Here is a 21,087-nt window from a genome sequence, read left to right on the forward strand (position 1 = left end):
GCGGGCGTCCCCGCCCGGCGCTCCTTCGGGGCTCAGTCCCACCAGAACGCCCAGTGGCTGCTTCCGGTGACCGCCTCGTCCGTGTAGGCGCGCACGCTGCCGGAGCCCTGCCAGACGTTGTCCGGGCAGAAGGCGAAGTGCTCCGCGGCCACGGGAAGGGCCTCGGCCGTGGTCCGGGGCGGGGCGGCCACCGAGACGTGGAGCTCGTCGAAGCCGAGGGCGATGACGCGGGCGCCGAAGCGCTCCTCCCAGGAGCGCAGGACGGCGCTGATGAGGGCCACGTCGTTCTCGTGGTTCAGCGGTCCGCACCAGCCCATCGCGGCGAGCACGTCGGCGCCCCGGCCGGCCGGGACCAGCGCGAGCCGGGGGCTCTTGAGGACGCCCTGAAGGATCAGCTCGTCGGCCAGTTCCCCGGCCGCCGCCTCCGGGTCCTCCACCGGGGTCCCGGCCGCCGCCAGCCCCGGCCAGTCCCGGCCGAAGGGGGCGATCAGCTCCGCGCCCTCCGCGCCTTCCCCGGGATCGGGGACCACGGCGGCCCAGAACTCGCGCAGCACCGGCTCGACGTGGTGGTCGTCGGGGTCGGACATCCGCTCCGGGGCCAGGTCCCTGTCGTCCCACCAGGTCTCCAGGCCGCTGCGGTCCTGGAGCAGCACCGCCTGGAGGCCCGCGGCGGCCAGGGCCGGCAGGCTCCGGTACGCGGCGAGGACGCCGGGGCCCACGGGCCCGTCGGATATCCAGAGCAGCGGCGCGCGCCGCCACCGCCTTCCGGGGCGGTCCACCAGGGATCCCGGCGGCAACTCCAGCCCCAGGGAACGCCCTTGGGGATCGTCGGCCAGTACGGTCAGCGAGTGGTGCGGCTTCGGCTCGGTCGGCATGCGATCGAAGGTAACCGCCGCCACTGACAAGGGCCGTTACGCCGCCAGGCCCGCGGCGGAGAGCAGGTAGGCGACCATCGGGTCGTAGTGGCGCGGGTCGCGGACGTGGTCGTCCAGGGGGATCGCCACCTGGAGGGTGCCCTCGGCCTCGCCGAGGAAGAGCGCCGGGTCGTTGCAGTCCGCGTAGCCCACCGCGTCCAGGCCCCGCTGGGCCGCGCAGCCGGCCCAGCCGTGGTCGGCGACGACCAGGTCGGGCTGGGGGCGGCCGAGCGCGGCCAGCCCGTCCAGGATCGCGGCCATGGGTTCCGGCGAATGGGTGTGCCACAGGGTCGCGCCGCGCTCCAGCACGGCCACGTCCGCGAACTGCCACACCGAGCCCTCGTCGGCCGTCAGCCCGCCCGGGATGACCACGATCTCGCAGCCCGCGGCGCGCAGGGCCGCCGCCGTGGCCCGGTGGACGTCCAGCAGGCCGCCGGGGTGCCCGGTGGCGAAGAGCACGCTCTGCCGGTCCAGCGCGGCCTTGCGCAGCCGCGCCGCCAGCCGGTCGAGGCCGGCCACGGTCAGTTCGGGGTCGATGGTGTCCTGGCCGAAGCGGTGGGCCGGGTCGTCCACGACCCCGCAGCGCTCCGCCATCACGGCGAGCACGTCCTGCTCGTCGCTCCAGCGGTCGCCCAGTTCCAGGCCGAGCCAGTAGTGCCGGTCGCCGTTGGCGAGCTTGCGGTAGTGGGAGAGGTTGTTCTCGCGCGGGGTGGCGACCTGCCCCGCGATCCGCGTGCGGACGAGGTGGTCGATGAGTTCGGCGCGGCTCGGCGTTGCGTCGGAGTGGTCGGGCGTCTCTATCGGCTTCGGCATGCGGCCCATTCTGCCGCCGCCCGGCCGGAGCCGTCCCGCCCGTTTCGCCCAGCGGACGAGCCTCCTCACCCCGACAGCGCCCCGAAGGCCCCGTTCGCGAGCCGCCGCAACAGGGATTCCGTGGCCTCCCGGCCCAGGGCGGCCAGGTGCGGGGTGGAGTTCAGCAGCCCGAAGACCGCGTGCACGGACACCCGTACCTCCGCCTCGCCGACCTCGGGGTGCAGCTGCCCCACGACGTCCACCCACAGCTCCACGTACTGGCGCTGGAGCTGCCGGACGAGCTTGCGGTCGGCGTCGCGCAGCCGGTCGAGCTCGCGGTCGTGCAGGGTGATCAGCGCCCGGTCGTCCAGCGCAAAGTCGATGTGCCCGTCGATGAGGGAGGCCAGGACCTGGGCCGGGTCGCCCGCCGCCTCCGCCACCCGGTGCCGGCCGCCGGTCAGCAGCCGCTCGCTGATGCCCACCAGGAGCTCGGCGAGCATGGCGTCCTTGCCCGCGAAGTGCCGGTACAGGCCGGGGCCGCTGATGCCCACCGCGGCCCCTATCTCGTCGACGCCGACCCCGTGGAACCCGCGCGCGGCGAAGAGGCGGGCGGCCTCACTGAGGATCTGCTCGCGACGGGTGGGGGCGGCCGCTCTGGTGCTCATGGGAAACCATTCTAGACAGGGCCGTTAGCGGTCGTTAACCTAAGTCCCACACACGTTAACGACCATTAACAGCGTGCACCGAGCAGGTGGAACGAGCAAGGGAGCTCGACCGATGCAGCAGGCACCAGTGCTGACGAGCGCCGCGGACCCGGCGTCCGAGGCCTGGCGGACCAATGAGGCCGCCCACCGCGAGCTCACCGAGGGCCTGCGCGCCCGGCTCGACGCGGCCCGGCTCGGCGGCGGCGAGAAGGCCCGCGCCCGCCACACCGCCCGCGGGAAGCTCCTCCCGCGCGACCGCGTGGACACCCTCCTGGACCCCGGCTCCCCCTTCCTGGAGCTGGCCCCGCTGGCCGCCGAGGGCATGTACGGGGGCGCCGCGCCCGCGGCCGGGGTGATCGCGGGCATCGGCCGGGTCAGCGGCCGCGAGTGCGTGATCGTCGCGAACGACGCCACCGTCAAGGGCGGCACGTACTACCCGATGACCGTCAAGAAGCACCTGCGCGCCCAGGAGGTGGCGCTGGAGAACCGTCTCCCCTGCCTCTACCTGGTCGACTCCGGCGGCGCCTTCCTGCCCATGCAGGACGAGGTCTTCCCGGACCGCGAGCACTTCGGCCGCATCTTCTACAACCAGGCGCGCATGTCGGGCGCCGGGATCCCGCAGATCGCCGCGGTCCTCGGCTCCTGCACGGCGGGCGGCGCGTACGTCCCGGCGATGAGCGACGAGGCCGTCATCGTGCGCGGCCAGGGCACGATCTTCCTGGGCGGCCCGCCGCTGGTGAAGGCGGCCACCGGCGAGGTGGTCACGGCCGAGGAGCTCGGCGGCGGCGAGGTCCACTCGCGGATCTCGGGCGTGACCGACCACCTCGCGGAGGACGACGCGCACGCGCTGCGGATCGTACGCAACATCGTGGCGACCCTGCCGGAGCGCGGGGCCCTGCCCTGGTCGGTGGAGGCTCCCGAGGAGCCCAAGGTGGACCCGTACGGCCTGTACGGCGCGGTCCCCGTCGACTCCCGCACCCCCTACGACGCCCGCGAGATCATCGCGAGGATCGTGGACGGCTCCCGCTTCCAGGAGTTCAAGGCGGAGTTCGGCCAGACCCTGGTCACCGGGTTCGCCCGGATCCACGGCCACCCGGTCGGCATCATCGCCAACAACGGCATCCTGTTCTCCGAATCCGCCCAGAAGGGCGCCCACTTCATCGAGCTGTGCGACCAGCGCGGGATCCCACTGCTCTTCCTCCAGAACATCTCCGGCTTCATGGTCGGCCGGGACTACGAGGCGGGCGGCATCGCCAAGCACGGCGCCAAGATGGTGACGGCGGTCGCCTGCACCCGGGTGCCGAAGCTGACGGTGGTGGTCGGCGGCTCGTACGGCGCGGGCAACTACTCGATGTGCGGGCGGGCGTACTCGCCGCGGTTCCTGTGGATGTGGCCCAACGCCAAGATCTCCGTCATGGGCGGGGAGCAGGCCGCCTCGGTGCTGGCCACGGTCAAGCGCGACCAGATCGAGGGCGCGGGCCAGGAGTGGCCGGCCGAGGACGAGGAGGCCTTCAAGGCCCCGGTCCGGGCGCAGTACGAGGAGCAGGGGAACGCCTACTACGCCACCGCGCGGCTGTGGGACGACGGGGTCATCGACCCGATGGAGACCCGGCAGGTGCTGGGACTGGCCCTGACCGCGTGCGCGAACGCCCCACTGGGCGATCGCGGCTTCGGCATCTTCCGTATGTGACGTGAGGACCTCTTCGATGTTCAGCACTGTTCTGGTCGCCAACCGGGGCGAGATCGCGGTACGCGTCATCCGCACCCTGCGGGAGCTCGGCGTCCGCTCCGTGGCCGTCTTCAGCGACGCGGACGCGGACGCCCGGCACGTACGGGAGGCCGACACGGCCGTCCGGATCGGCCCGGCGGCGGCCGCCGAGAGCTACCTGTCCGTGGAGCGGCTCCTGGACGCCGCGCGGCGCACGGGCGCCGAGGCGGTCCACCCCGGCTACGGATTCCTCGCGGAGAACGCGGCCTTCGCCCGGGCCTGCGCCGAGGCCGGACTGGCCTTCATCGGGCCGCCCGCCTCCGCCATCTCCCTGATGGGCGACAAGATCCGGGCCAAGGAGACGGTGAAGGCGGCGGGCGTGCCCGTGGTCCCCGGCTCCTCCGGCAGCGGCCTGTCGGACGCCGAACTCGTGGCCGCGGCCGCGGAGATCGGCATGCCGGTGCTGCTCAAGCCCTCGGCGGGCGGCGGCGGCAAGGGCATGCGGCTGGTGCGCGAGGCCTCCGTACTGGCCGAGGAGATCGCGGCGGCCCGCCGCGAGGCCCGCTCCTCCTTCGGCGACGACACCCTCCTCGTGGAGCGGTGGGTCGACCGGCCCCGGCACATCGAGATCCAGGTGCTCGCCGACGCCCACGGGAACGTGGTCCACCTGGGCGAGCGCGAGTGCTCCCTCCAGCGCCGCCACCAGAAGGTCGTCGAGGAGGCGCCGTCGGTCCTGCTCGACGAGAAGACCCGGGCGGCGATGGGCGCGGCGGCGGTCGAGGCGGCCCGCTCGTGCGGGTACGTCGGCGCGGGCACCGTGGAGTTCATCGTCCCCGGCGACGACCCCGCCTCCTACTACTTCATGGAGATGAACACCCGCCTCCAGGTCGAGCACCCGGTGACCGAGCTGATCACCGGCCTGGACCTGGTGGAACAACAGCTGCGCGTGGCCTCCGGCGGGGTCCTGCCCTTCACCCAGGACGAGGTCCGGCTGACGGGCCACGCGATCGAGGCCCGGGTGTGCGCCGAGGACCCGGCGCGGGGGTTCCTGCCCTCCGGCGGTACGGTGCTGGCGCTGTCGGAGCCTTCGGGCGGGGCGGTGCGCACCGACTCCGGGCTGACGGCGGGCGTGCCGGTGGGCTCGACGTACGACCCGATGCTGTCGAAGGTGATCGCGTACGGGCCGGACCGGGCGAGTGCGCTGCGCTTGCTGCGGGGGGCGCTCGCCGACACCGTGATCCTGGGTGTCCAGACGAACGCCGGTTTCCTCCGGAGGCTGCTGGCCCACCCGGATGTCGTCTCCGGCGACCTGGACACGGGTCTGGTCGAACGCGACCTGCCCACGCTCCTGCCCGAGGGGGTCCCTCCGGAGGTGTACGCGGCAGCGGCAATGCTGTCTGTCCCCCACCCCGCCCCTTCCCGAAACCGGGCTCTGCCCGGACCCGCGCCTCAAACGCCGGCGGGGCTGGATGGTGCGGCCTGGGTGGACCCCTTCGGGGTTCCCGACGGCTGGCGCCTGGGCGGCACCCCTGCCTGGACGGTGCACCACTTCCGCCTCCCCGGCCTTGATCCTGTACAGATCGACACACGACTGGTCGGGCCGAATTCAGCCTCGCCGGCGTTTGAGGCGCGGGGGTCCGGGGGCGGCGCCCCCAGCACGCCGACCCGCGGCCGCATCATCAGCCGCACCCCCGACCGCGTCACGATCGAACTCGACGGCGTGACGCATACGTTCAGCCACGCCACCTCCCCGGAGGGGACCTGGCTCGGCCGCGACGGCGACAGCTGGCACGTCCAGCGCCACGACCCCGTAGCCGCCCAGGGCGCGGCGAGCGCAGGGGCCGACACCCTCGCCGCCCCGATGCCCGGCACCGTCACCGTCGTCAAGGTGGCCGTCGGCGACAAGGTGGTGGCCGGCCAGAGCCTGCTCGTGGTCGAGGCCATGAAGATGGAGCACGTCATCTCCGCCCCGCACGCCGGCACCGTCACCGAACTCGACGTCTCCCCCGGCAGCACCGTCGCCATGGACCAGGTCCTTGCCGTCGTCACCCCGGACGAGGAGGAGGGCGCGTGAACGGCCTGCCCATGACCGTCCCGGCCCCCGGCCTCCCGGCCCGGGTACGGATCCACGAGGTCGGTGCCCGCGACGGGCTGCAGAACGAGAAGGCCACCGTCCCGACGGCCGTCAAGGCGGAGTTCATCCACCGCCTCGCCGCCGCCGGCCTGGGCACGATCGAGGCGACCAGCTTCGTCCACCCCAAGTGGGTGCCCCAGCTCGCGGACGCGGAGCAGCTCTTCCCGCTGCTCGGCGACGTGGAGGCGGCGCTGCCCGTCCTGGTGCCCAACGAGCGCGGGCTCGACCGGGCGCTGGCCCTCGGGGCCACCCGGATCGCCGTCTTCGGCTCGGCCACCGAGACCTTCGCCTCCCGCAACCTCAACCGCACCGTGGCCGAGTCCCTGGCCATGTTCGAGCCCGTCGTGGCCCGCGCCAAGCAGTCCGCCGACCGACCGGCGCACGTCCGCGGCTACCTCTCGATGTGCTTCGGCGACCCCTGGGAGGGCGCGGTCCCGGTCCACCAGGTGGTCCGCGTCGCGAAGGCCCTGCTCGACCTCGGCTGTGACGAGCTGAGCCTCGGCGACACCATCGGCGTCGCCACCCCGGGCCATGTCCAGGCCTTGCTCTCCGAGCTGAACGAGGCGGGCGTGGGCACCGACCGGATCGGCGTCCACTTCCACGACACCTACGGCCAGGCCCTGGCCAACACCCTCGCCGCGCTCCAGCACGGCGTGACCACGGTCGACGCCTCCGCCGGCGGCCTCGGCGGCTGCCCGTACGCCAAGAGCGCCACCGGCAACCTCGCCACCGAGGACCTGGTGTGGATGCTCGACGGCCTCGGCATCGAGACCGGGGTCGACCTGGCCGCCCTCACCGCCACGAGCGTGTGGATGGCCGAACAGCTGGGGCGACCCAGCCCCTCCCGTACCGTCCGCGCCCTCTCCCACAAGGAGTAAGAGACTCATGTCCCTCGACCACCGGCTCACCCCCGAGCACGAGGAACTCCGCCGCACCGTCGAGGCGTTCGCGCACGACGTGATCGCGCCGAAGATCGGCGACCTGTACGAGCGCCACGAGTTCCCGTACGAGATCGTCGCCGAGATGGGCCGCATGGGCCTGTTCGGCCTGCCCTTCCCGGAGGAGTACGGCGGCATGGGCGGCGACTACCTCGCCCTCGGCATCGCCCTGGAGGAGCTGGCCCGCGTCGACTCCTCGGTCGCCATCACCCTGGAGGCCGGGGTCTCCCTGGGCGCCATGCCGATCTACCTGTTCGGCTCCGAGGAGCAGAAGCGGGAGTGGCTGCCGAAGATGTGCTCCGGCGAGATCCTGGGCGCCTTCGGCCTGACCGAGCCGGGCGCGGGCAGCGACGCGGGCGGCACCCGGACCACGGCCGTCCGCGAGGGCGACGAGTGGGTGATCAACGGCTCGAAGTGCTTCATCACCAACTCCGGTACGGACATCACCGGCCTGGTCACGGTCACCGCCGTGACGGGCCGCAAGGCTGACGGCCGTCCGGAGATCTCCTCGATCATCGTCCCGTCCGGCACCCCGGGCTTCACGGTGGCCGCGCCCTACTCCAAGGTCGGCTGGAACGCCTCGGACACCCGTGAGCTGTCCTTCGACGGCGTACGGGTCCCGCTCGCCAACCTGGTCGGCGAAGAGGGCCGCGGCTACGCGCAGTTCCTCCGGATCCTCGACGAGGGCCGCATCGCCATCTCCGCGCTCGCGACGGGCCTCGCGCAGGGCTGCGTGGACGAGTCGGTGAAGTACGCCAAGGAGCGGCACGCCTTCGGCAAGGCGATCGGCGACAACCAGGCCATCCAGTTCAAGCTGGCGGACATGGAGATGCGCGCCCACATGGCCCGCATCGGCTGGCGCGACGCGGCGTCCCGGCTGGTGGCCGGCGAGCCCTTCAAGAAGGAGGCGGCGATCGCGAAGCTGTACTCCTCCACGGTGGCCGTGGACAACGCCCGCGAGGCCACGCAGATCCACGGCGGCTACGGCTTCATGAACGAGTACCCGGTGGCCCGCATGTGGCGGGACTCCAAGATCCTGGAGATCGGCGAGGGCACCAGCGAGGTCCAGCGCATGCTCATCGCCCGCGAGCTGGGGTTCACCGCCTGAGGCGGGGCCGCACGCACACGGATCGAGGAGGGGGCCCTGGGCAAGGGCCCCCTTACCGTTTTCAGCCAAGGTTAGGCTAACCTTCCTTCCGATTGCCCCAGTGGCTCCGGAACGCACGAAAACGGACACCCTCATGCCCAAGTCCCGCACGTCCTCCCTCTCCCGCCGCGGCCTCATAGCGGCGGGCGGCGCCCTCGGTCTCGTCGCGGCGCTCACCGCCTGCGGCACCACCAAGGCGGCGAAGAGCGACGGCGGCACGGACACGGGCGCCGCGTCCGGGGCCTGGTCCTACACGGACGACCTCGGTACCGCGATCAACCTCGCCTCCAGGCCGAAGAACGTCGTCGCCTACACCGGCACGGCCGCCGCGCTCCACGACTACGGCGTGCAGGTCAAGGGCGTGTTCGGCCCGACGAAGACCGCCGACGGCAAGGCCGACCCGAACGCCGGCTCCCTGGACATCTCCAAGGTCGAGATCCTCGGCAACGTCTACGACGAGTTCAACGTCGAGAAGTACGCGGCCCTCCAGCCCGAACTGCTGGTCACCAACACCTGGGACGGGAGCTACTGGTACGTCCCGGAGGCCTCCAAGGACAAGATCAAGAAGCTGGCCCCGGTCGCCGCGATCGGCGTGGGCGGCGACGTCTCCCTCGACCGGGCGCTGGAGCGCACCGCGGACCTCGCCAAGGCCCTGGGCGCCGACCTGAACACCCAGAAGACCGCCGACGCCAAGGCCCGCTTCGAGGCCGCCTCCGCCAAGGTCCGCGAGGCCGTCAAGGCCAACCCGGGCATCAAGGTGCTCGTCGGCTCCGGCTCCGCCGACCTCTTCTACGTCTCCACCCCGAAGACCTCGGCCGACCTGAAGTACTTCCAGACCCTGGGCGTCGAGTTCGTCATCCCGGAGGACGACAAGCTGGACGCGGGCAACTTCTACGAGAGCCTCAGCTGGGAGAACGCGGGCAAGTACCAGGCCGACCTGGTCCTGCTCGACAACCGCACCGGCACCCTCCAGCAGGAGGAGCTGAAGGCCAAGCCCACCTGGACCGAGCTCCCCGCGGTGAAGGCCGGCCAGGTCGCCCCGCGCGTGACCGAGCCGATCTACTCGTACGACAAGTGCGCCCAGATCCTGGAGGACCTCGCGAAGGCCCTCCAGAACGCCAAGAAGGTCAGCTGACCCCCGGCGCCCGGCCCGCACCGCCCAGCACCGCATCCCAGGGGGGACCCTCCGCATGACCGCCACCGCATCCGGCGTCCCGGCCGCACAGCACTTCCGGTTCTTCGGGCTCGAAGTGCTCCGCACGCGCCGCCTCGGCCACTCGTTCCTGCGGGTCACCTTCGGCGGCGAGTCCCTCGCGGACTTCCGCTCGGGCGGCTACGACCAGAGCCTCTCGCTCTTCCTGCCGCCCGCGCACCGGGAGCACACCGTGCTCCCCTCCACCGGCGAGGACACCTGGTTCGCCGCCTGGCGCGGCATGCCTGAGGAGGAGCGGCCGGTGATGCGCTCCTACACCGTGCGCGAGCAGCGCCGTACGCCCGAGGGGGTGGACGAGGTCGACATCGACTTCGTCCTGCACGGGTCCGCCGGCCCCGCCTCGCACTGGGCCGGGCGGGCGGTCACCGGCCGCCGGATCATGGCGATCGGACCGGCCGTGGCGCAGAACAAGTCCGTCCGGTTCCAGCCTCCGGCCGACGCCGACGAGATCTGGATGTACGCGGACGAGACCGCCCTGCCCGCCGCGGCCGCGATCCTCGGCCGGCTGGCCGCCGGCACCCGCGTGCGGGCCTGGTTCGAGGTGCCGCACCCGGACGACCGGCTCGTCCTGTCCGCCCCCGCCGACGCGGACATCACGTGGATCGTGCGCGAGGACGCGGGCCCGGAGCGGACCGAGCGGGTGCTGGACGCGCTGCGCACGGCCGACACGGACACCGGCGGGCCCGCCGCGGAGACCCCGTACGTCTGGCTCGCGGGCGAGGCCGGGACCGTGCGGGCGGTGCGCCGCCACCTCGTGCAGATACGCGGCGTCGACCGGCGGGCCGTGCGCTTCACCGGCTACTGGCGGCTCGGGGCCAGCGAGGACCAGCTCCTCGCCGAGGCGTACGCGGGACAGGCACCCAGCGAGGAGCCGGCCTCCGAGCTGTGACGGCCCTGCGGTGCAGGGCCTACGACCAGGGCACGTCCGGGGCCCGGTAGTAGGTGATGTCCTGGGCGTCCAGGCGGGGCGCCTGGGCCGCCAGGCGCTCGCGGTACGCCTCCCAGCTCAGCGACCCGGCCGGGGACCAGCCCAGTTCGGCCAGGCCGAGGACCCTCGGGAAGGCCATGAGCTCCAGGTCCCCCCGGGTCGCGACGGTCTCCGTCCACAGCGGGGCCTCGACGCCCAGCACCGCGGACTCCGGGACCCCGGCCAGGTAGGAACCCGGGTCCCAGGAGTAGGCCCGCTGCACCGGCACGTAACCCGCCCACGCCAGGCCCGGCTTGGTCTGCGCGTCGTACTTCATGTCCAGGTACAGCCGGTCCGCGGGCGACAGGACCACCGGGTGGCCGGCCTTCGCCGCCGCCACGACCGCGGCCTTCTCCGCCGCCGGGGTCTTGTCGTGCCCCCAGTACTGGAGCACGGCGTCCTCGGCCGGGCGGGCCGCCGCCAGCTGGTGCCAGGCCATCACCTTCTTGCCGTGCCGGCCCACCACCGCCTGCGCCCGGTCCATGAAGGCCGCGTAGTCCGCCGCCGGGGTCGAGTGGGCCTCGTCGCCGCCGATGTGGAGGTAGCGGCCCGGCGTCAGCTCCGCGAGCTCACCGAGCACCTCGTCGATGAACTCGTAGGTCCGCTCCTTGCCGACGCACAGCGAGCTGAAGCCCACCTTGGTCCCGGTGTAGCGGGCGGGGGCCTTGCCGTCGCAGTTCAGCTCGGCGTACGAGGCCAGCGCCGCGTTCACGTGGCCCGGCATGTCGATCTCGGGGACCACGTCCACGTACCGCCGGCCCGCGTAGGCCACCAGTTCGCGGTACTCGTCCTTGGTCCAGTACCCGCCCGGTCCGCCGCCGACCTCGCTGCCGCCGCCGTACTCGGCCAGCCGGGGCCAGGAGTCGACGGCGAGGCGCCAGCCCTGGTCGTCCGTCAGGTGCACGTGCAGGGTGTTGACCTTGTACTGGGCCAGCTGGTCCACGTACCTCTTCACCTGCTCGACCGTGAAGTGGTGCCGGGCGATGTCCAGCATCGCCCCCCGGTACGCGAACCGCGGCTTGTCGGTGACCGTGCCGCCGGGGACCGTCCCGGGCCCCGCCACCGGGACCAGCTGCCGCAGCGTCTGGCCTGCATGGAAGAGCCCTGCCGGGGTGCGTGCGGTGAGGGTGACCCCGGCAGGTCCGGACTCCAGCCGGTAGCCCTCGTCCCCCACCCCCTCCGCCTCCTCGTCGAGCCGGAGCCGGATCCCGTCCCCCTCCGCCCCGTCGACCACCGGCAGCGGCAGCCCGCTCGGCCCGCGCAGCTGCTCGGCGAGGAGCTCGCCGACCTGGCGGACCTCCTCCCGCGATCCGGGGCCCGTACGGATGACCGTGCCGGCCCCGAAGGCGTACCCGGGGCCCCCGGGCTGCGCGGAGGCGGGCGCCGGCAGGAGCCGTTCGTAGGGGGCGAGCTCGGCCGGGCGCCGGTCGCCGGGTCTGGCGTCGTCGCCGTGGGCGGCGGTGCAGGCGGTGGCCAGGAGCGGGGCCAGACCGAGGACGAGGGGGCCGAGGAGGGTGCCGAGCGTGCGTCGCAGGACTCTCATGCGCCCAGGTATAGGCCACATGAGCCGTTCAGGGCGGTGCGAGAATCGTCGGATGGCGGAAATCATCCAGAAGGACGGCACGTGGACCTTCGACGGGGACACGGTGCGCATCGTGCCGGGCCGCGACAAGGGGGTGGGCCTGCTGCGCCAGAACCTCGGTGAAGTGGCGGTCCCCCTGCGGGCGGTGGCGGGCATCAGCTACGAACCGGGCCGCAAGGCGGGCCGGCTGAGGCTGCGGCTGAGGGACGGCGCGGACCCGCTGCTCCAGGTGACCGGCGGACGGCTGGCGGAGTCCTCCGACCCGTACCGGCTCACGGTGGAGGCGGACCGGACCGGGGTGGCCGAGTACTTCGTGGACGAGGTGCGCAACGCGCTGCTGCTGGAGCAGGTGGAGAGCGGGCCGACGGACGGGTACCTGCTGCCGGGTCCCGCCGTGCCGATCGCGGTGAGCGCGGGCGACGGGACGGTGGCCTTCGACGGGGACCGGCTGCTGCTGGAGTGGAACTGGAAGACGGAGGACGCCAAGAGCTCCGGCGGGGCCCGTTCGTTCCGGGTCGCGGACGTGAAGGCGGTGGAGTGGATCCCGGCGGTGGGGCTGGAGAACGGCTGGCTCCGCTTCACCCTGGCCGGTGCGACGGCCTCGGCTCCCCCCCCCAAGTACGACCCGCACGCGGTGGAGCTGTTCGGCTTCAAGAAGGACCCGCTGATGGCGCTGGTCGCGTCGGCGGTGGCGGTACGGCTGCCCCATCCGGCGGCCGCTCCCGCCGAGGCGGCGCCCGCGCCGGTCGCGGCCCTGGCCATGGCGGCGGAGGCGGGCCGGTCCCCGGAGGAGCCCGCCGACCACGACGCGCTGTTGCGGCGGCTGCGCGAGCTCGGTGAGCTGCACCAGTCGGGCATCCTCACCGCGGATGAGTTCACGGCGGCGAAGCAGGCCGTTTTGCGGCGTTTCTGACCGGATGCATCCATTCCGCTGGTCCAGACCAGAGAGATCCTGCCCGGAATCGGGCAGGATCTTTGCATTCGACGGTGTGAGCCGCCAGTATCTACGGGTGCTCGATCGCCGCCCGTCGCATGACGACCTCGTCGACCACCTGGTGCGCAGCACCGCGCTGCAGCGCGGGGAAGCCGCCCGGGTGGTGCTCGACGTGCTGGCGTACTTCGACGAGACGACCGAGGAGTTCGTCCGCCGCCGCCACCGCGAGCTGCAGTCCGGCGGAGCGGTCAACGCGGAGATCTTCGAGCGGATCGCGGCCGAGCTGCCGCACCGCGCCGTGGCGCCTCCGGAGCTCTCGCTCCGGCAGCTGCGCCGCATCGTCTACGGCTGAGCCCGTGGCCGCCCGGCGGCCGCGAGCGGGTACACGAACCGAACTTCAGGAGGGGCAGAACCGTATGTGTGGAATCGTCGGTTACATCGGCAAGCGTGACGTGGCACCGCTGCTGCTGGAAGGCCTGCAGCGACTCGAGTACCGCGGCTACGACTCCGCGGGCATCGTGGTCAACAGCCCGAAGGCCAGCGCCCTGAAGGTCGTCAAGGCCAAGGGCCGGGTCCGCGAGCTGGAGAGCCGCGTCCCCAAGCGCTTCGCCGGCACCACCGGCATCGCCCACACCCGCTGGGCCACGCACGGCGCCCCGAGCGACATCAACTCGCACCCGCACCTCGACCCCGAGAACAAGGTCGCCGTCGTCCACAACGGCATCGTGGACAACGCCTCCGAGCTGCGCGCCAAGCTGGAGGGCGAGGGCGTGGTCTTCGCCTCGGAGACCGACACCGAGGTCATCACCCACCTGATCGCCCGCTCCGCCGCCGCCTCCCTGGAGGAGAAGGTCCGCGAGGCGCTCAAGCTGATCGAGGGCACCTACGGCATCGCCGTCATGCACTCCGACTTCGCCGACCGCATCGTGGTGGCCCGCAACGGCTCCCCGGTGGTCCTGGGCATCGGCGAGAAGGAGATGTTCGTCGCCTCGGACGTCGCCGCCCTCGTCGCCCACACCCGCCAGGTCGTCACCCTCGGCGACGGCGAGATGGCCACCCTCAAGGCCGACGACTTCCGCACCTACACCACGAGCGGTACGACGACGACGGCCACGCCGGAGACCGTGGAGTGGGAGGCCGCCTCGTACGACATGGGCGGCCACGACACGTACATGCACAAGGAGATCTCCGAGCAGCCCGACGCGGTCGACCGCGTGCTGCGCGGCCGGATCGACGACCGCTTCAACACGGTGCACCTGGGCGGCCTGAACCTGGACCCGCGCGAGGCGCGCGGCATCCGCCGGGTCAAGATCCTGGGCTGCGGCACCTCGTACCACGCGGGCCTCATCGGCGCGGGCCTGATCGAGGGCCTGGCCCGCATCCCCGCGGACGCCGAGCCGGCCTCCGAGTTCCGCTACCGCAACCCGGTCGTGGACCCCGACACCCTCTACATCGCGGTCTCCCAGTCCGGTGAGACCTACGACGTGCTCGCGGCCGTGCAGGAGCTCAAGCGCAAGGGCGCCCGCGTCCTCGGCGTGGTCAACGTGGTCGGCTCCGCCATCGCCCGCGAGGCCGACGGCGGCGTGTACGTGCACGCCGGCCCGGAGGTCTGCGTGGTCTCCACCAAGTGCTTCACCAACACGGTGGTGGCCTTCGCGCTGCTGGCCGTGCACCTCGGCCGGATCCGGGACCTCTCGGTCACCGACGGCAAGCGGATCATCGAGGGCCTGCGCAAGCTGCCCGAGCAGATCCAGGAGATCCTCGAGGGCGAGGAAGAGATCAAGAAGCTGGCGGCCGAGTACGCCGAGGCCAAGTCGATGATGTTCATCGGCCGGGTCCGCGGTTACCCGGTGGCCCTGGAGGCCTCCCTCAAGCTCAAGGAGATCTCCTACATCCACGCCGAGGCCTACCCGGCCTCCGAGCTCAAGCACGGTCCGCTCGCGCTCATCGAGCCCGCGATGCCGACCGTCGCGATCGTCCCGGACGACTCGCTGCTGGAGAAGAACCGCGCGGCGCTGGAGGAGATCAAGGCCCGCAGCGGCCGGATCCTCGCGGTCGCCCACCGCGAGCAGGAGAAGGCGGACCACACCATCCTCGTGCCCAAGAACGAGGACGAGCTGGACCCGATCCTGATGGGCATCCCGCTCCAGCTGCTGGCGTACCACACGGCCCTGGCCCTGGGCCGGGACATCGACAAGCCGCGCAACCTGGCCAAGTCGGTCACGGTCGAATAGGCGGAAGCCGTCACGGTCGACCAGGCGGAAAAGGAACGGCCCCCCGGGATTCCCGGGGGGCCGTTCCTGCTTCGGCTACCGCTTCCGTTACCGCTTCCGCTGCCTCCCGGGCTCTCGCCGTACGCCGCTCAGCTCGCGGCGACCGCCCCGCGGCCCGAGGCCTTGCCCACCGCCATGGGCCAGTGCGCCAGGGCGGCGGTGGCCCCGTACCAGGCCAGCAGCCCGGAGACCGCGGCCACCCAGCCGGCCACCTTGCCCAGCGAACCGGTGTCGGCGAAGGCGCCTATCGCCAGCAGGAGCAGGGAGAGGGTGAACAGGCCGTACACGCCCTGTCCGAACAGTCCGCTCGACGCACCCAGCGTGAGGGTGAGGCCGAGCAGGGCGAACAGGACGAGGAACATTCCGGCGGCGTCTGCCGAAACCTTTCCGTCGGCCCCTGCGGCCCAGGTGAACCAGAAGGCGCCGAGGCCCGCGAACGCCGTGCCGTTGAAGCCGTTGCCGCCGCGGAATTCGAGGACTCCGAGGACGAACAGGGCGAGACCGCCGACGTAGGTCGCGAGCGACACGGAGTTGGCCGCGCTCACACCGTCGATGATGCCGGTGTGGCCGATACCGAACGCGAGAAGGGTGAGACCCAGGGCGATGTGGCCGAGGGTGGAAATCGAGGCCGTGCTTCCCGCAGAGACACCATTGTCCACGGCGGGCTCCCTTCGATCTGCAGTTGTTTGCTGCGTCCCAGCAGCATTTATCTACCCTTTACACGGGTGCACAACCGCACAACCGGCTTAACAGAGGGTCACGGAATGACAACAACGGGTCGCTGTGCCCGCTTGGCCAGCCGGCCCGCCACCGAACCGAAGATCCGGCCCACGATCCCGTGCGTGGAGCCGACCACGATGGCGTCGGCCGAGTACTCGCGGCCGACCTCCTCCAGCTCGTGGCAGATGTCCCCGCCCCGCTCGACCAGGATCCACGGCACTTCTGCCAGGTAGTCGGCGCAGGCGAGCTCCAGCCCCAGCACCTCGGTGCGGTGGTCCGGCACGTCCACGAAGACGGGCGGCTCGCAGCCGGCCCACACCGTGGTGGGCAGCCGGTTGGCCACGTGCACGATGATCAGACCGGATCCGGAGCGGCGGGCCATCCCGATCGCGTACGCGAGGGCGCGCTCACTGGACGTGGAGCCGTCGAATCCCACAACGACCCCGTGCCGGAAGGCCGGGTCGCAGGGAAGACGTGTCTGTTCCACCGCACGCAGATCGGCGGCCGACGCGGGGTCGGCGAGCCGTTTGCGCTTGCGGTCCGCGGGTTCGGGGGATTCGTGACCGGCCATGGGTGTCTCGGCGAAGAGGTCCTTGGAGGAAGCAACAGGGGCGAAATTCGGCGACGCTGGGTAACGGAGCTCTGTCCGGGAAGCATCTTCCCAAGCCCATACCCACCAGGGTACGGCGACACTCCTGTCCTGCACAGGGCTTGCCGCCCTTGGAGAGCGTCCCAGGGAGCATGCCGGAGGGAGCGCGCCTTGGCAATGTCCGCTGCCCCCTACAGCCAGTGACGAGTGGCGGCCGAGCCACCCGTGCGCGCAGTGACCGAGGCCTGCCGCGGGGCGTTGGACAGGAGTCCGACCGTCCAGGAAGAGCCCGCAGGGAGCACGCCGTGCCCGGCCATCCGGTACACCCCGTCCAGCCCGCCCAGCCGACTCAAGGCCTCCGGTCCGTCCGGTCCGCACACCCGGCCGCACATTTCGCCCCGCCCCCTCTTCACTCGTCCGTGCACCCCGCCGGAGGCCCCCGTGACGACCCTGCGGGTGACGTGGTGCGCTGGGCCGCCTTCAGCTGCCTGCTCGTCCCCGTGGTCCTCGTCGTCTACGGAACCTCCTACGGCGGGGCGGCGGTCGCCACCCTCGGGCTGTTCGCCGTCACGGCGGCCTGCCGGGTGCTCCTGCGCTACTCGGAGAAGACGGAGCGGGCCGCGGCGCATGTCCGGGCGCAGGAGCAGCAGCCGTCCGGTCCGCGCGGGCGGCACTCGCGCGGCGGGGCCGCGCCCCACCGGGGGTGTCATGGCGTCGCCGTCGACCGCACGTCCTCTCAGGACTGACTGGTTCGCACACCCACACCCGCATGTTTTCAGCCAACTTCCCGGCAAGGTGCCCTCCTTGCCGGAATGTCCCCCCAACCCCCCTACCACCAGCGACGACATGGCCCGGGGGGCGCCGGGACCCTATGGGTACTGGCCACAGCCGTGTCGCACACTTCCCACCCAGGTAGCGGAGTGGAACGCTTCCTGATCGAATGCTTTTCGCCAAGTTGCCAAGTCGACATAGCGCTGCGTGCTGAACTTGTCACGCCGACACCACGGGACGCAGTAGATTCGATCATGTATTTACAGCGGGGGATCCACGTGCAAGGCCGAGGGGAAACGTGCAGGTGCGACCAGACCAAGGAGTCGCGACACCCAAGGGGGGCTTAGCGCCATGAGCCAGGATTCCACCGCCGTCGTCGCGGACGCCGGCCGGAAGCTCGCGGGGCGTCGCCGCAGGGAGATCGTCGCGGTGCTGCTCTTCAGCGGCGGACCGATCTTCGAGAGCTCCATTCCACTTTCCGTGTTCGGCATTGACCGGCAGGACGCGGGAGTTCCACGCTACCGACTGCTCGTGTGCGCCGGGGAGGACGGTCCACTCAGGACCACCGGCGGACTCGAACTGACCGCGCCGTACGGGTTGGAGGCGATCGCCCGGGCAGGCACGGTCGTCGTTCCCGCATGGCGTTCCATCACCTCGCCTCCGCCGCCGGAAGCGCTCGACGCGCTGCGCCTGGCGCACGAGGAGGGGGCCCGGATCGTCGGACTGTGCACGGGAGCCTTCGTGCTCGCCGCCGCCGGTCTGCTGGACGGCCGGCCCGCGACGACGCACTGGATGTACGCGCCGACGCTGGCCAAGCGGTACCCGTCCGTCCATGTCGATCCGCGCGAACTCTTCGTCGACGACGGCGACGTGCTGACCTCCGCCGGCACGGCGGCCGGAATCGACCTGTGCCTGCACATCGTGCGCACGGACCACGGCAGCGAGGCGGCCGGAGCGCTGGCCCGCCGGCTCGTCGTCCCGCCGCGCCGCACGGGCGGCCAGGAGCGCTACCTCGACCGGTCGCTGCCGGAGGAGATCGGCGCCGACCCGCTGGCCGAGGTCGTCGCCTGGGCACTGGAACACCTCCACGAGCAGTTCGACGTGGAGACGCTGGCGGCGCGCGCCTACATGAGCAGGCGCACCTTCGACCGGCGGTTCCGCTCGCTGACCGGCAGCGCGCCGCTCCAGTGGCTGATCACCCAGCGGGTGCTCCAGGCACAGCGGCTGCTGGAGACCTCCGACTACTCGGTGGACGAGGTCGCCGGGCGTTGCGGCTTCCGCTCGCCGGTGGCCCTGCGCGGGCACTTCCGGCGGCAGCTGGGTTCCTCCCCGGCCGCCTACCGCTCCGCCTACCGGGCACGCCGGCCGCAGACCGACGTGACGCAGGTCTCCCAGCTCTCGGACAGCCCCGTTCCGCACCAGCGCACTCCGCAGCCCCACCGGGCGGCGGCGGCCCTGGCCGCGGCCGGCCCGACGGTGACGGAGCTCTACGCCCCGGGCCGGGTCCTGCGCGAGCACGCGTAGCCCCACCGGACACCGCGACACGGGTCCCCCCTCGGCCACCGCCGAGGGGGGACCCGCGCGCGTTCCGCTCCCCCGCCGCCGGCCGCGGCGCCCGCGGGCCGGGTTCCGGATCCCTGATCGGCAAGACCGCCCCCCATCGCCCGGCCCGATCCCGCGGGGACCGCATAAGGTGGGACGCATGAACGACCGCATGGTGTGGATCGACTGCGAGATGACCGGGCTCTCGTTGACGGACGACGCACTTATCGAGGTGGCCGCACTGGTCACCGACTCGGAGCTCAACGTGCTCGGCGAAGGCGTGGACATCGTGATCCGGCCGCCGGACGCGGCCCTGGAGACCATGCCCGACGTGGTGCGCGAGATGCACACCGCCTCCGGCCTGCTCGACGAGCTGGCCGGCGGGACCACCCTCGCGGACGCCGAGGCCCAGGTCCTGGCGTACGTACGGGAACACGTGAAGGAGCCCCGCAAGGCGCCGCTCTGCGGGAACTCGGTCGGCACCGACCGCGGGTTCCTGCTGCGCGACATGGCCGCGCTGGAGAGCTACATGCACTACCGGATCGTGGACGTGTCCTCGGTCAAGGAGCTGGCGCGCCGCTGGTACCCGCGGGCGTACTTCAACAGCCCGCCGAAGAACGGCAACCACCGGGCGCTCGCGGACATCAAGGAGTCCATCGCCGAGCTGCGCTACTACCGCGAGGCGGTCTTCGTGCCGCAGCCCGGGCCCGACTCGGACACCGCGCGGGCCATCGCCGCCAAGCACGTCGTGCCGGGCGAGTAGGGACGTACGGCGCCTTCCGGAGGCGGGCGCGGGAAAGGGGGGAGCGAGCACCCTCCCGGACCCTGTACCCTTTTCTTCGGCCGGTCGGTTTTCCGACCGGACATGGTGGGTGTAGCTCAGCTGGTAGAGCACCTGGTTGTGGTCCAGGTGGCCGCGGGTTCAAGTCCCGTCACTCACCCTGCGAGAGGGCCCGGTCCGCGAAAGCGGACCGGGCCCTCTGCGTTTGCCCCGGCTGTTCTTCCTGAGTGTGTTCCCCGTCTCAGGAGGACTCCCGGACCACCAGCTCGGTCGGCAGGACGACCGCCGGCTCGGCCGGCGCGGCCGCCCCGTTCCCCGAGTCCTTCCGGTGCGCCGCGATGTGCTCCAGCAGCACCCGCGCCATGGTCCGGCCCATCTCCTCGATGGGCTGGCGGACGCTGGTCAGCGGCGGGTCCATGTGCCGGGCCACCACCGAGTCGTCGAAGCCGACGAGGGCCACGTCCCGCGGTATCCGGCGGCCGGCCGCGCGCAGCTCCCGCCGGGCGCCCGCCGCCATGACGTCGGAGGCGGCGAAGACCGCGTCGAGCGCGGGGCGGCGCTCCAGCAGCTCCCGCATGGCCCGGCGGCCGCCGTCCTCGGTGAAGTCGCCGACCGAGACCAGCTCCTCGTCGACGGGGTGCCCGGCGGCGGCGAGGGCCTGCCGGTAGCCGTCGAGGCGGCACTGGGCCCCGTACACGTCCAGCGGCCCGGTGATCGTGGCGATCGCGCGGCGGCCCCGGCCCAGGAGGTGGCGCACGGCTTCGGCGGCGCCCCCCAGGTTGTCGGAGTCCACGTACGGCAGCGTCTCGGCGGCCGAGCGGCGGCCGCTGATCACCGCCGGGATGCCGAGCTCGGCCAGCATCTCGGGCAGCGGGTCGTCGGCGTGGACGGAGACCAGCAGGACCCCGTCGACGCGGTGCCCCGACAGGTACTGGGACAGGCGGCGGCGCTCGCGGTCGCTGCCCGCCAGGGTGAGGACGAGCTGGACGTCGGTCTCGGCGAGCGTGGCGCCGACCCCGCGGACCACGTCGGAGAAGTACGGCTCCGCGAAGAAGCGCGCCTCCGGTTCGGGGATCACCAGGGCGATGGCGTCGGTGCGGTTGGCGGCGAGGGCGCGGGCCGCGCGGTTGGGTACGTACCCCAGCTCGGCGACGGCGGCCTCGACTGCGGTCCTGGTGTGCTCGCTGACCTTGGAGGATCCGTTGATCACCCGGGAGACCGTGCCGCGCCCGACCCCGGCGCGCGCCGCGACTTCCTCCAGGGTCGGCCGTCCCCCACTGCGCCCATGCCCGTTCATGGCTTCCTCCCGGTTGTGAATCTACCTCTTGACGTCCGTGGGAGCGCTCCCACAGTGTGTCCCACAACACCTGGCACGTCT

General features: G+C 72.3%; 19 protein-coding genes and 1 tRNA gene. 13 read left to right on the plus strand and 7 right to left on the minus strand.

Annotated features, from left to right (window positions below; genetic code table 11):
• Positions 1-32: 32 nt before the first annotated feature.
• From AB0D94_RS04895 to AB0D94_RS04905, 3 genes are read right to left on the minus strand one after another with little or no spacing between them, the layout of a single operon-like run.
• Positions 33-875 (minus strand): DUF4253 domain-containing protein, encoded by an 843-nt coding sequence (locus AB0D94_RS04895; RefSeq protein WP_362045528.1) that lies wholly within the window; start codon positions 873-875, stop codon positions 33-35.
• A gap of 36 nt (positions 876-911) precedes the next feature.
• Entirely contained in the window at positions 912-1,736 is an 825-nt protein-coding gene (locus tag AB0D94_RS04900) for a phosphatase (protein WP_362045531.1), read from the minus strand.
• A gap of 56 nt (positions 1,737-1,792) precedes the next feature.
• Positions 1,793-2,371 carry a TetR/AcrR family transcriptional regulator gene (locus tag AB0D94_RS04905; RefSeq protein WP_362045534.1) on the minus strand — a complete coding sequence of 193 codons (579 nt, stop codon included), beginning with the start codon at positions 2,369-2,371 and terminating at the stop codon, positions 1,793-1,795.
• Positions 2,372-2,483: 112 nt separating this feature from the next.
• Here AB0D94_RS04905 and AB0D94_RS04910 point away from each other — a divergent pair, with 112 nt between their 5' ends.
• The 6 genes from AB0D94_RS04910 (at position 2,484) to AB0D94_RS04935 (ending at position 10,439) form a co-directional block, all read left to right on the plus strand.
• The gene (locus AB0D94_RS04910) at positions 2,484-4,100 is read left to right on the plus strand and encodes a carboxyl transferase domain-containing protein (protein ID WP_362045537.1); all 1,617 of its coding nucleotides are present in this window, start codon (positions 2,484-2,486) and stop codon (positions 4,098-4,100) included.
• Positions 4,101-4,116: 16 nt separating this feature from the next.
• Positions 4,117-6,192, plus strand: a complete 2,076-nt coding sequence (locus tag AB0D94_RS04915) for a biotin carboxylase N-terminal domain-containing protein (RefSeq protein WP_362045539.1) — start codon at positions 4,117-4,119, stop codon at positions 6,190-6,192.
• Positions 6,193-6,203: 11 nt separating this feature from the next.
• The gene (locus AB0D94_RS04920) at positions 6,204-7,130 is read left to right on the plus strand and encodes a hydroxymethylglutaryl-CoA lyase (protein WP_362045804.1); all 927 of its coding nucleotides are present in this window, start codon (positions 6,204-6,206) and stop codon (positions 7,128-7,130) included.
• A 7-nt stretch (positions 7,131-7,137) separates the two neighbouring features.
• The gene (locus AB0D94_RS04925) at positions 7,138-8,298 is read left to right on the plus strand and encodes an acyl-CoA dehydrogenase family protein (RefSeq protein ID WP_362045541.1); all 1,161 of its coding nucleotides are present in this window, start codon (positions 7,138-7,140) and stop codon (positions 8,296-8,298) included.
• A gap of 133 nt (positions 8,299-8,431) precedes the next feature.
• A complete protein-coding gene (locus AB0D94_RS04930) occupies positions 8,432-9,472 on the plus strand; it encodes an ABC transporter substrate-binding protein (RefSeq protein ID WP_362045544.1) in 1,041 nt (346 codons plus the stop codon).
• Between the two features lie 55 nt (positions 9,473-9,527).
• On the plus strand, positions 9,528-10,439 hold the full coding sequence (locus AB0D94_RS04935) for a siderophore-interacting protein (RefSeq protein WP_362045547.1): 912 nt from the start codon (positions 9,528-9,530) through the stop codon (positions 10,437-10,439).
• Positions 10,440-10,458: 19 nt separating this feature from the next.
• Here AB0D94_RS04935 and AB0D94_RS04940 read toward each other — a convergent pair whose 3' ends face one another.
• Complete coding sequence (locus AB0D94_RS04940; protein ID WP_362045550.1) at positions 10,459-12,060, minus strand: beta-N-acetylhexosaminidase; 1,602 nt, start codon at positions 12,058-12,060, stop codon at positions 10,459-10,461.
• Between the two features lie 52 nt (positions 12,061-12,112).
• Between AB0D94_RS04940 and AB0D94_RS04945 the strand changes: the two genes are divergently transcribed.
• From AB0D94_RS04945 to glmS, 3 genes are all read left to right on the plus strand, one after another.
• Complete coding sequence (locus AB0D94_RS04945; RefSeq protein ID WP_362045553.1) at positions 12,113-13,012, plus strand: DUF4429 domain-containing protein; 900 nt, start codon at positions 12,113-12,115, stop codon at positions 13,010-13,012.
• Positions 13,013-13,109: 97 nt separating this feature from the next.
• Positions 13,110-13,385: a hypothetical protein gene (locus AB0D94_RS04950; RefSeq protein ID WP_030008735.1), complete on the plus strand. Its 276-nt coding sequence runs from the start codon at positions 13,110-13,112 to the stop codon at positions 13,383-13,385.
• 64 nt (positions 13,386-13,449) lie between these two features.
• Positions 13,450-15,267, plus strand: a complete 1,818-nt coding sequence (gene glmS / locus AB0D94_RS04955; RefSeq protein WP_362045557.1) for a glutamine--fructose-6-phosphate transaminase (isomerizing) — start codon at positions 13,450-13,452, stop codon at positions 15,265-15,267.
• 128 nt (positions 15,268-15,395) lie between these two features.
• On the opposite strand, the gene AB0D94_RS04960 is transcribed toward glmS, so the two are convergent.
• A complete protein-coding gene (locus tag AB0D94_RS04960; protein ID WP_362045560.1) occupies positions 15,396-15,965 on the minus strand; it encodes an acetate uptake transporter in 570 nt (189 codons plus the stop codon).
• 98 nt (positions 15,966-16,063) lie between these two features.
• Positions 16,064-16,597 (minus strand): universal stress protein, encoded by a 534-nt coding sequence (locus tag AB0D94_RS04965; RefSeq protein WP_266936570.1) that lies wholly within the window; start codon positions 16,595-16,597, stop codon positions 16,064-16,066.
• Between the two features lie 437 nt (positions 16,598-17,034).
• Between AB0D94_RS04965 and AB0D94_RS04970 the strand changes: the two genes are divergently transcribed.
• From AB0D94_RS04970 to AB0D94_RS04985, 4 genes are all read left to right on the plus strand, one after another.
• Positions 17,035-17,361 carry a hypothetical protein gene (locus tag AB0D94_RS04970; protein ID WP_362045564.1) on the plus strand — a complete coding sequence of 109 codons (327 nt, stop codon included), beginning with the start codon at positions 17,035-17,037 and terminating at the stop codon, positions 17,359-17,361.
• 376 nt (positions 17,362-17,737) lie between these two features.
• Positions 17,738-18,910 carry a helix-turn-helix domain-containing protein gene (locus AB0D94_RS04975; protein WP_362045566.1) on the plus strand — a complete coding sequence of 391 codons (1,173 nt, stop codon included), beginning with the start codon at positions 17,738-17,740 and terminating at the stop codon, positions 18,908-18,910.
• 178 nt (positions 18,911-19,088) lie between these two features.
• Positions 19,089-19,691: an oligoribonuclease gene (gene orn, locus AB0D94_RS04980; protein ID WP_362045569.1), complete on the plus strand. Its 603-nt coding sequence runs from the start codon at positions 19,089-19,091 to the stop codon at positions 19,689-19,691.
• A gap of 105 nt (positions 19,692-19,796) precedes the next feature.
• Positions 19,797-19,869, plus strand: a tRNA-His gene (locus AB0D94_RS04985).
• A gap of 81 nt (positions 19,870-19,950) precedes the next feature.
• Here AB0D94_RS04985 and AB0D94_RS04990 read toward each other — a convergent pair.
• Complete coding sequence (locus tag AB0D94_RS04990; protein ID WP_362045572.1) at positions 19,951-21,006, minus strand: LacI family DNA-binding transcriptional regulator; 1,056 nt, start codon at positions 21,004-21,006, stop codon at positions 19,951-19,953.
• Between the last annotated feature and the right edge of the window lie 81 nt (positions 21,007-21,087).

It is taken from the genome of Streptomyces sp. NPDC048255 (assembly GCF_040652415.1).
GTDB lineage: Bacteria > Actinomycetota > Actinomycetes > Streptomycetales > Streptomycetaceae > Streptomyces.

Excerpts from the sequence above, each read along its gene's own strand:
- AB0D94_RS04900 (WP_362045531.1), bottom strand. The coding sequence starts at position 1,736 with ATGGGCCGCATGCCGAAGCCGATAGAGACGCCCGACCACTCCGACGCA.
- AB0D94_RS04895 (WP_362045528.1), bottom strand. The coding sequence starts at position 875 with ATGCCGACCGAGCCGAAGCCGCACCACTCGCTGACCGTACTGGCCGAC.
- AB0D94_RS04920 (WP_362045804.1), top strand. The coding sequence starts at position 6,204 with ATGACCGTCCCGGCCCCCGGCCTCCCGGCCCGGGTACGGATCCACGAG.
- AB0D94_RS04940 (WP_362045550.1), bottom strand. The coding sequence starts at position 12,060 with ATGAGAGTCCTGCGACGCACGCTCGGCACCCTCCTCGGCCCCCTCGTC.
- AB0D94_RS04905 (WP_362045534.1), bottom strand. The coding sequence starts at position 2,371 with ATGAGCACCAGAGCGGCCGCCCCCACCCGTCGCGAGCAGATCCTCAGT.
- AB0D94_RS04965 (WP_266936570.1), bottom strand. The coding sequence starts at position 16,597 with ATGGCCGGTCACGAATCCCCCGAACCCGCGGACCGCAAGCGCAAACGG.
- AB0D94_RS04990 (WP_362045572.1), bottom strand. The coding sequence starts at position 21,006 with ATGAACGGGCATGGGCGCAGTGGGGGACGGCCGACCCTGGAGGAAGTC.
- AB0D94_RS04935 (WP_362045547.1), top strand. The coding sequence starts at position 9,528 with ATGACCGCCACCGCATCCGGCGTCCCGGCCGCACAGCACTTCCGGTTC.
- AB0D94_RS04930 (WP_362045544.1), top strand. The coding sequence starts at position 8,432 with ATGCCCAAGTCCCGCACGTCCTCCCTCTCCCGCCGCGGCCTCATAGCG.
- AB0D94_RS04915 (WP_362045539.1), top strand. The coding sequence starts at position 4,117 with ATGTTCAGCACTGTTCTGGTCGCCAACCGGGGCGAGATCGCGGTACGC.
- AB0D94_RS04975 (WP_362045566.1), top strand. The coding sequence starts at position 17,738 with ATGAGCCAGGATTCCACCGCCGTCGTCGCGGACGCCGGCCGGAAGCTC.
- AB0D94_RS04945 (WP_362045553.1), top strand. The coding sequence starts at position 12,113 with ATGGCGGAAATCATCCAGAAGGACGGCACGTGGACCTTCGACGGGGAC.
- glmS (WP_362045557.1), top strand. The coding sequence starts at position 13,450 with ATGTGTGGAATCGTCGGTTACATCGGCAAGCGTGACGTGGCACCGCTG.
- orn (WP_362045569.1), top strand. The coding sequence starts at position 19,089 with ATGAACGACCGCATGGTGTGGATCGACTGCGAGATGACCGGGCTCTCG.
- AB0D94_RS04910 (WP_362045537.1), top strand. The coding sequence starts at position 2,484 with ATGCAGCAGGCACCAGTGCTGACGAGCGCCGCGGACCCGGCGTCCGAG.
- AB0D94_RS04925 (WP_362045541.1), top strand. The coding sequence starts at position 7,138 with ATGTCCCTCGACCACCGGCTCACCCCCGAGCACGAGGAACTCCGCCGC.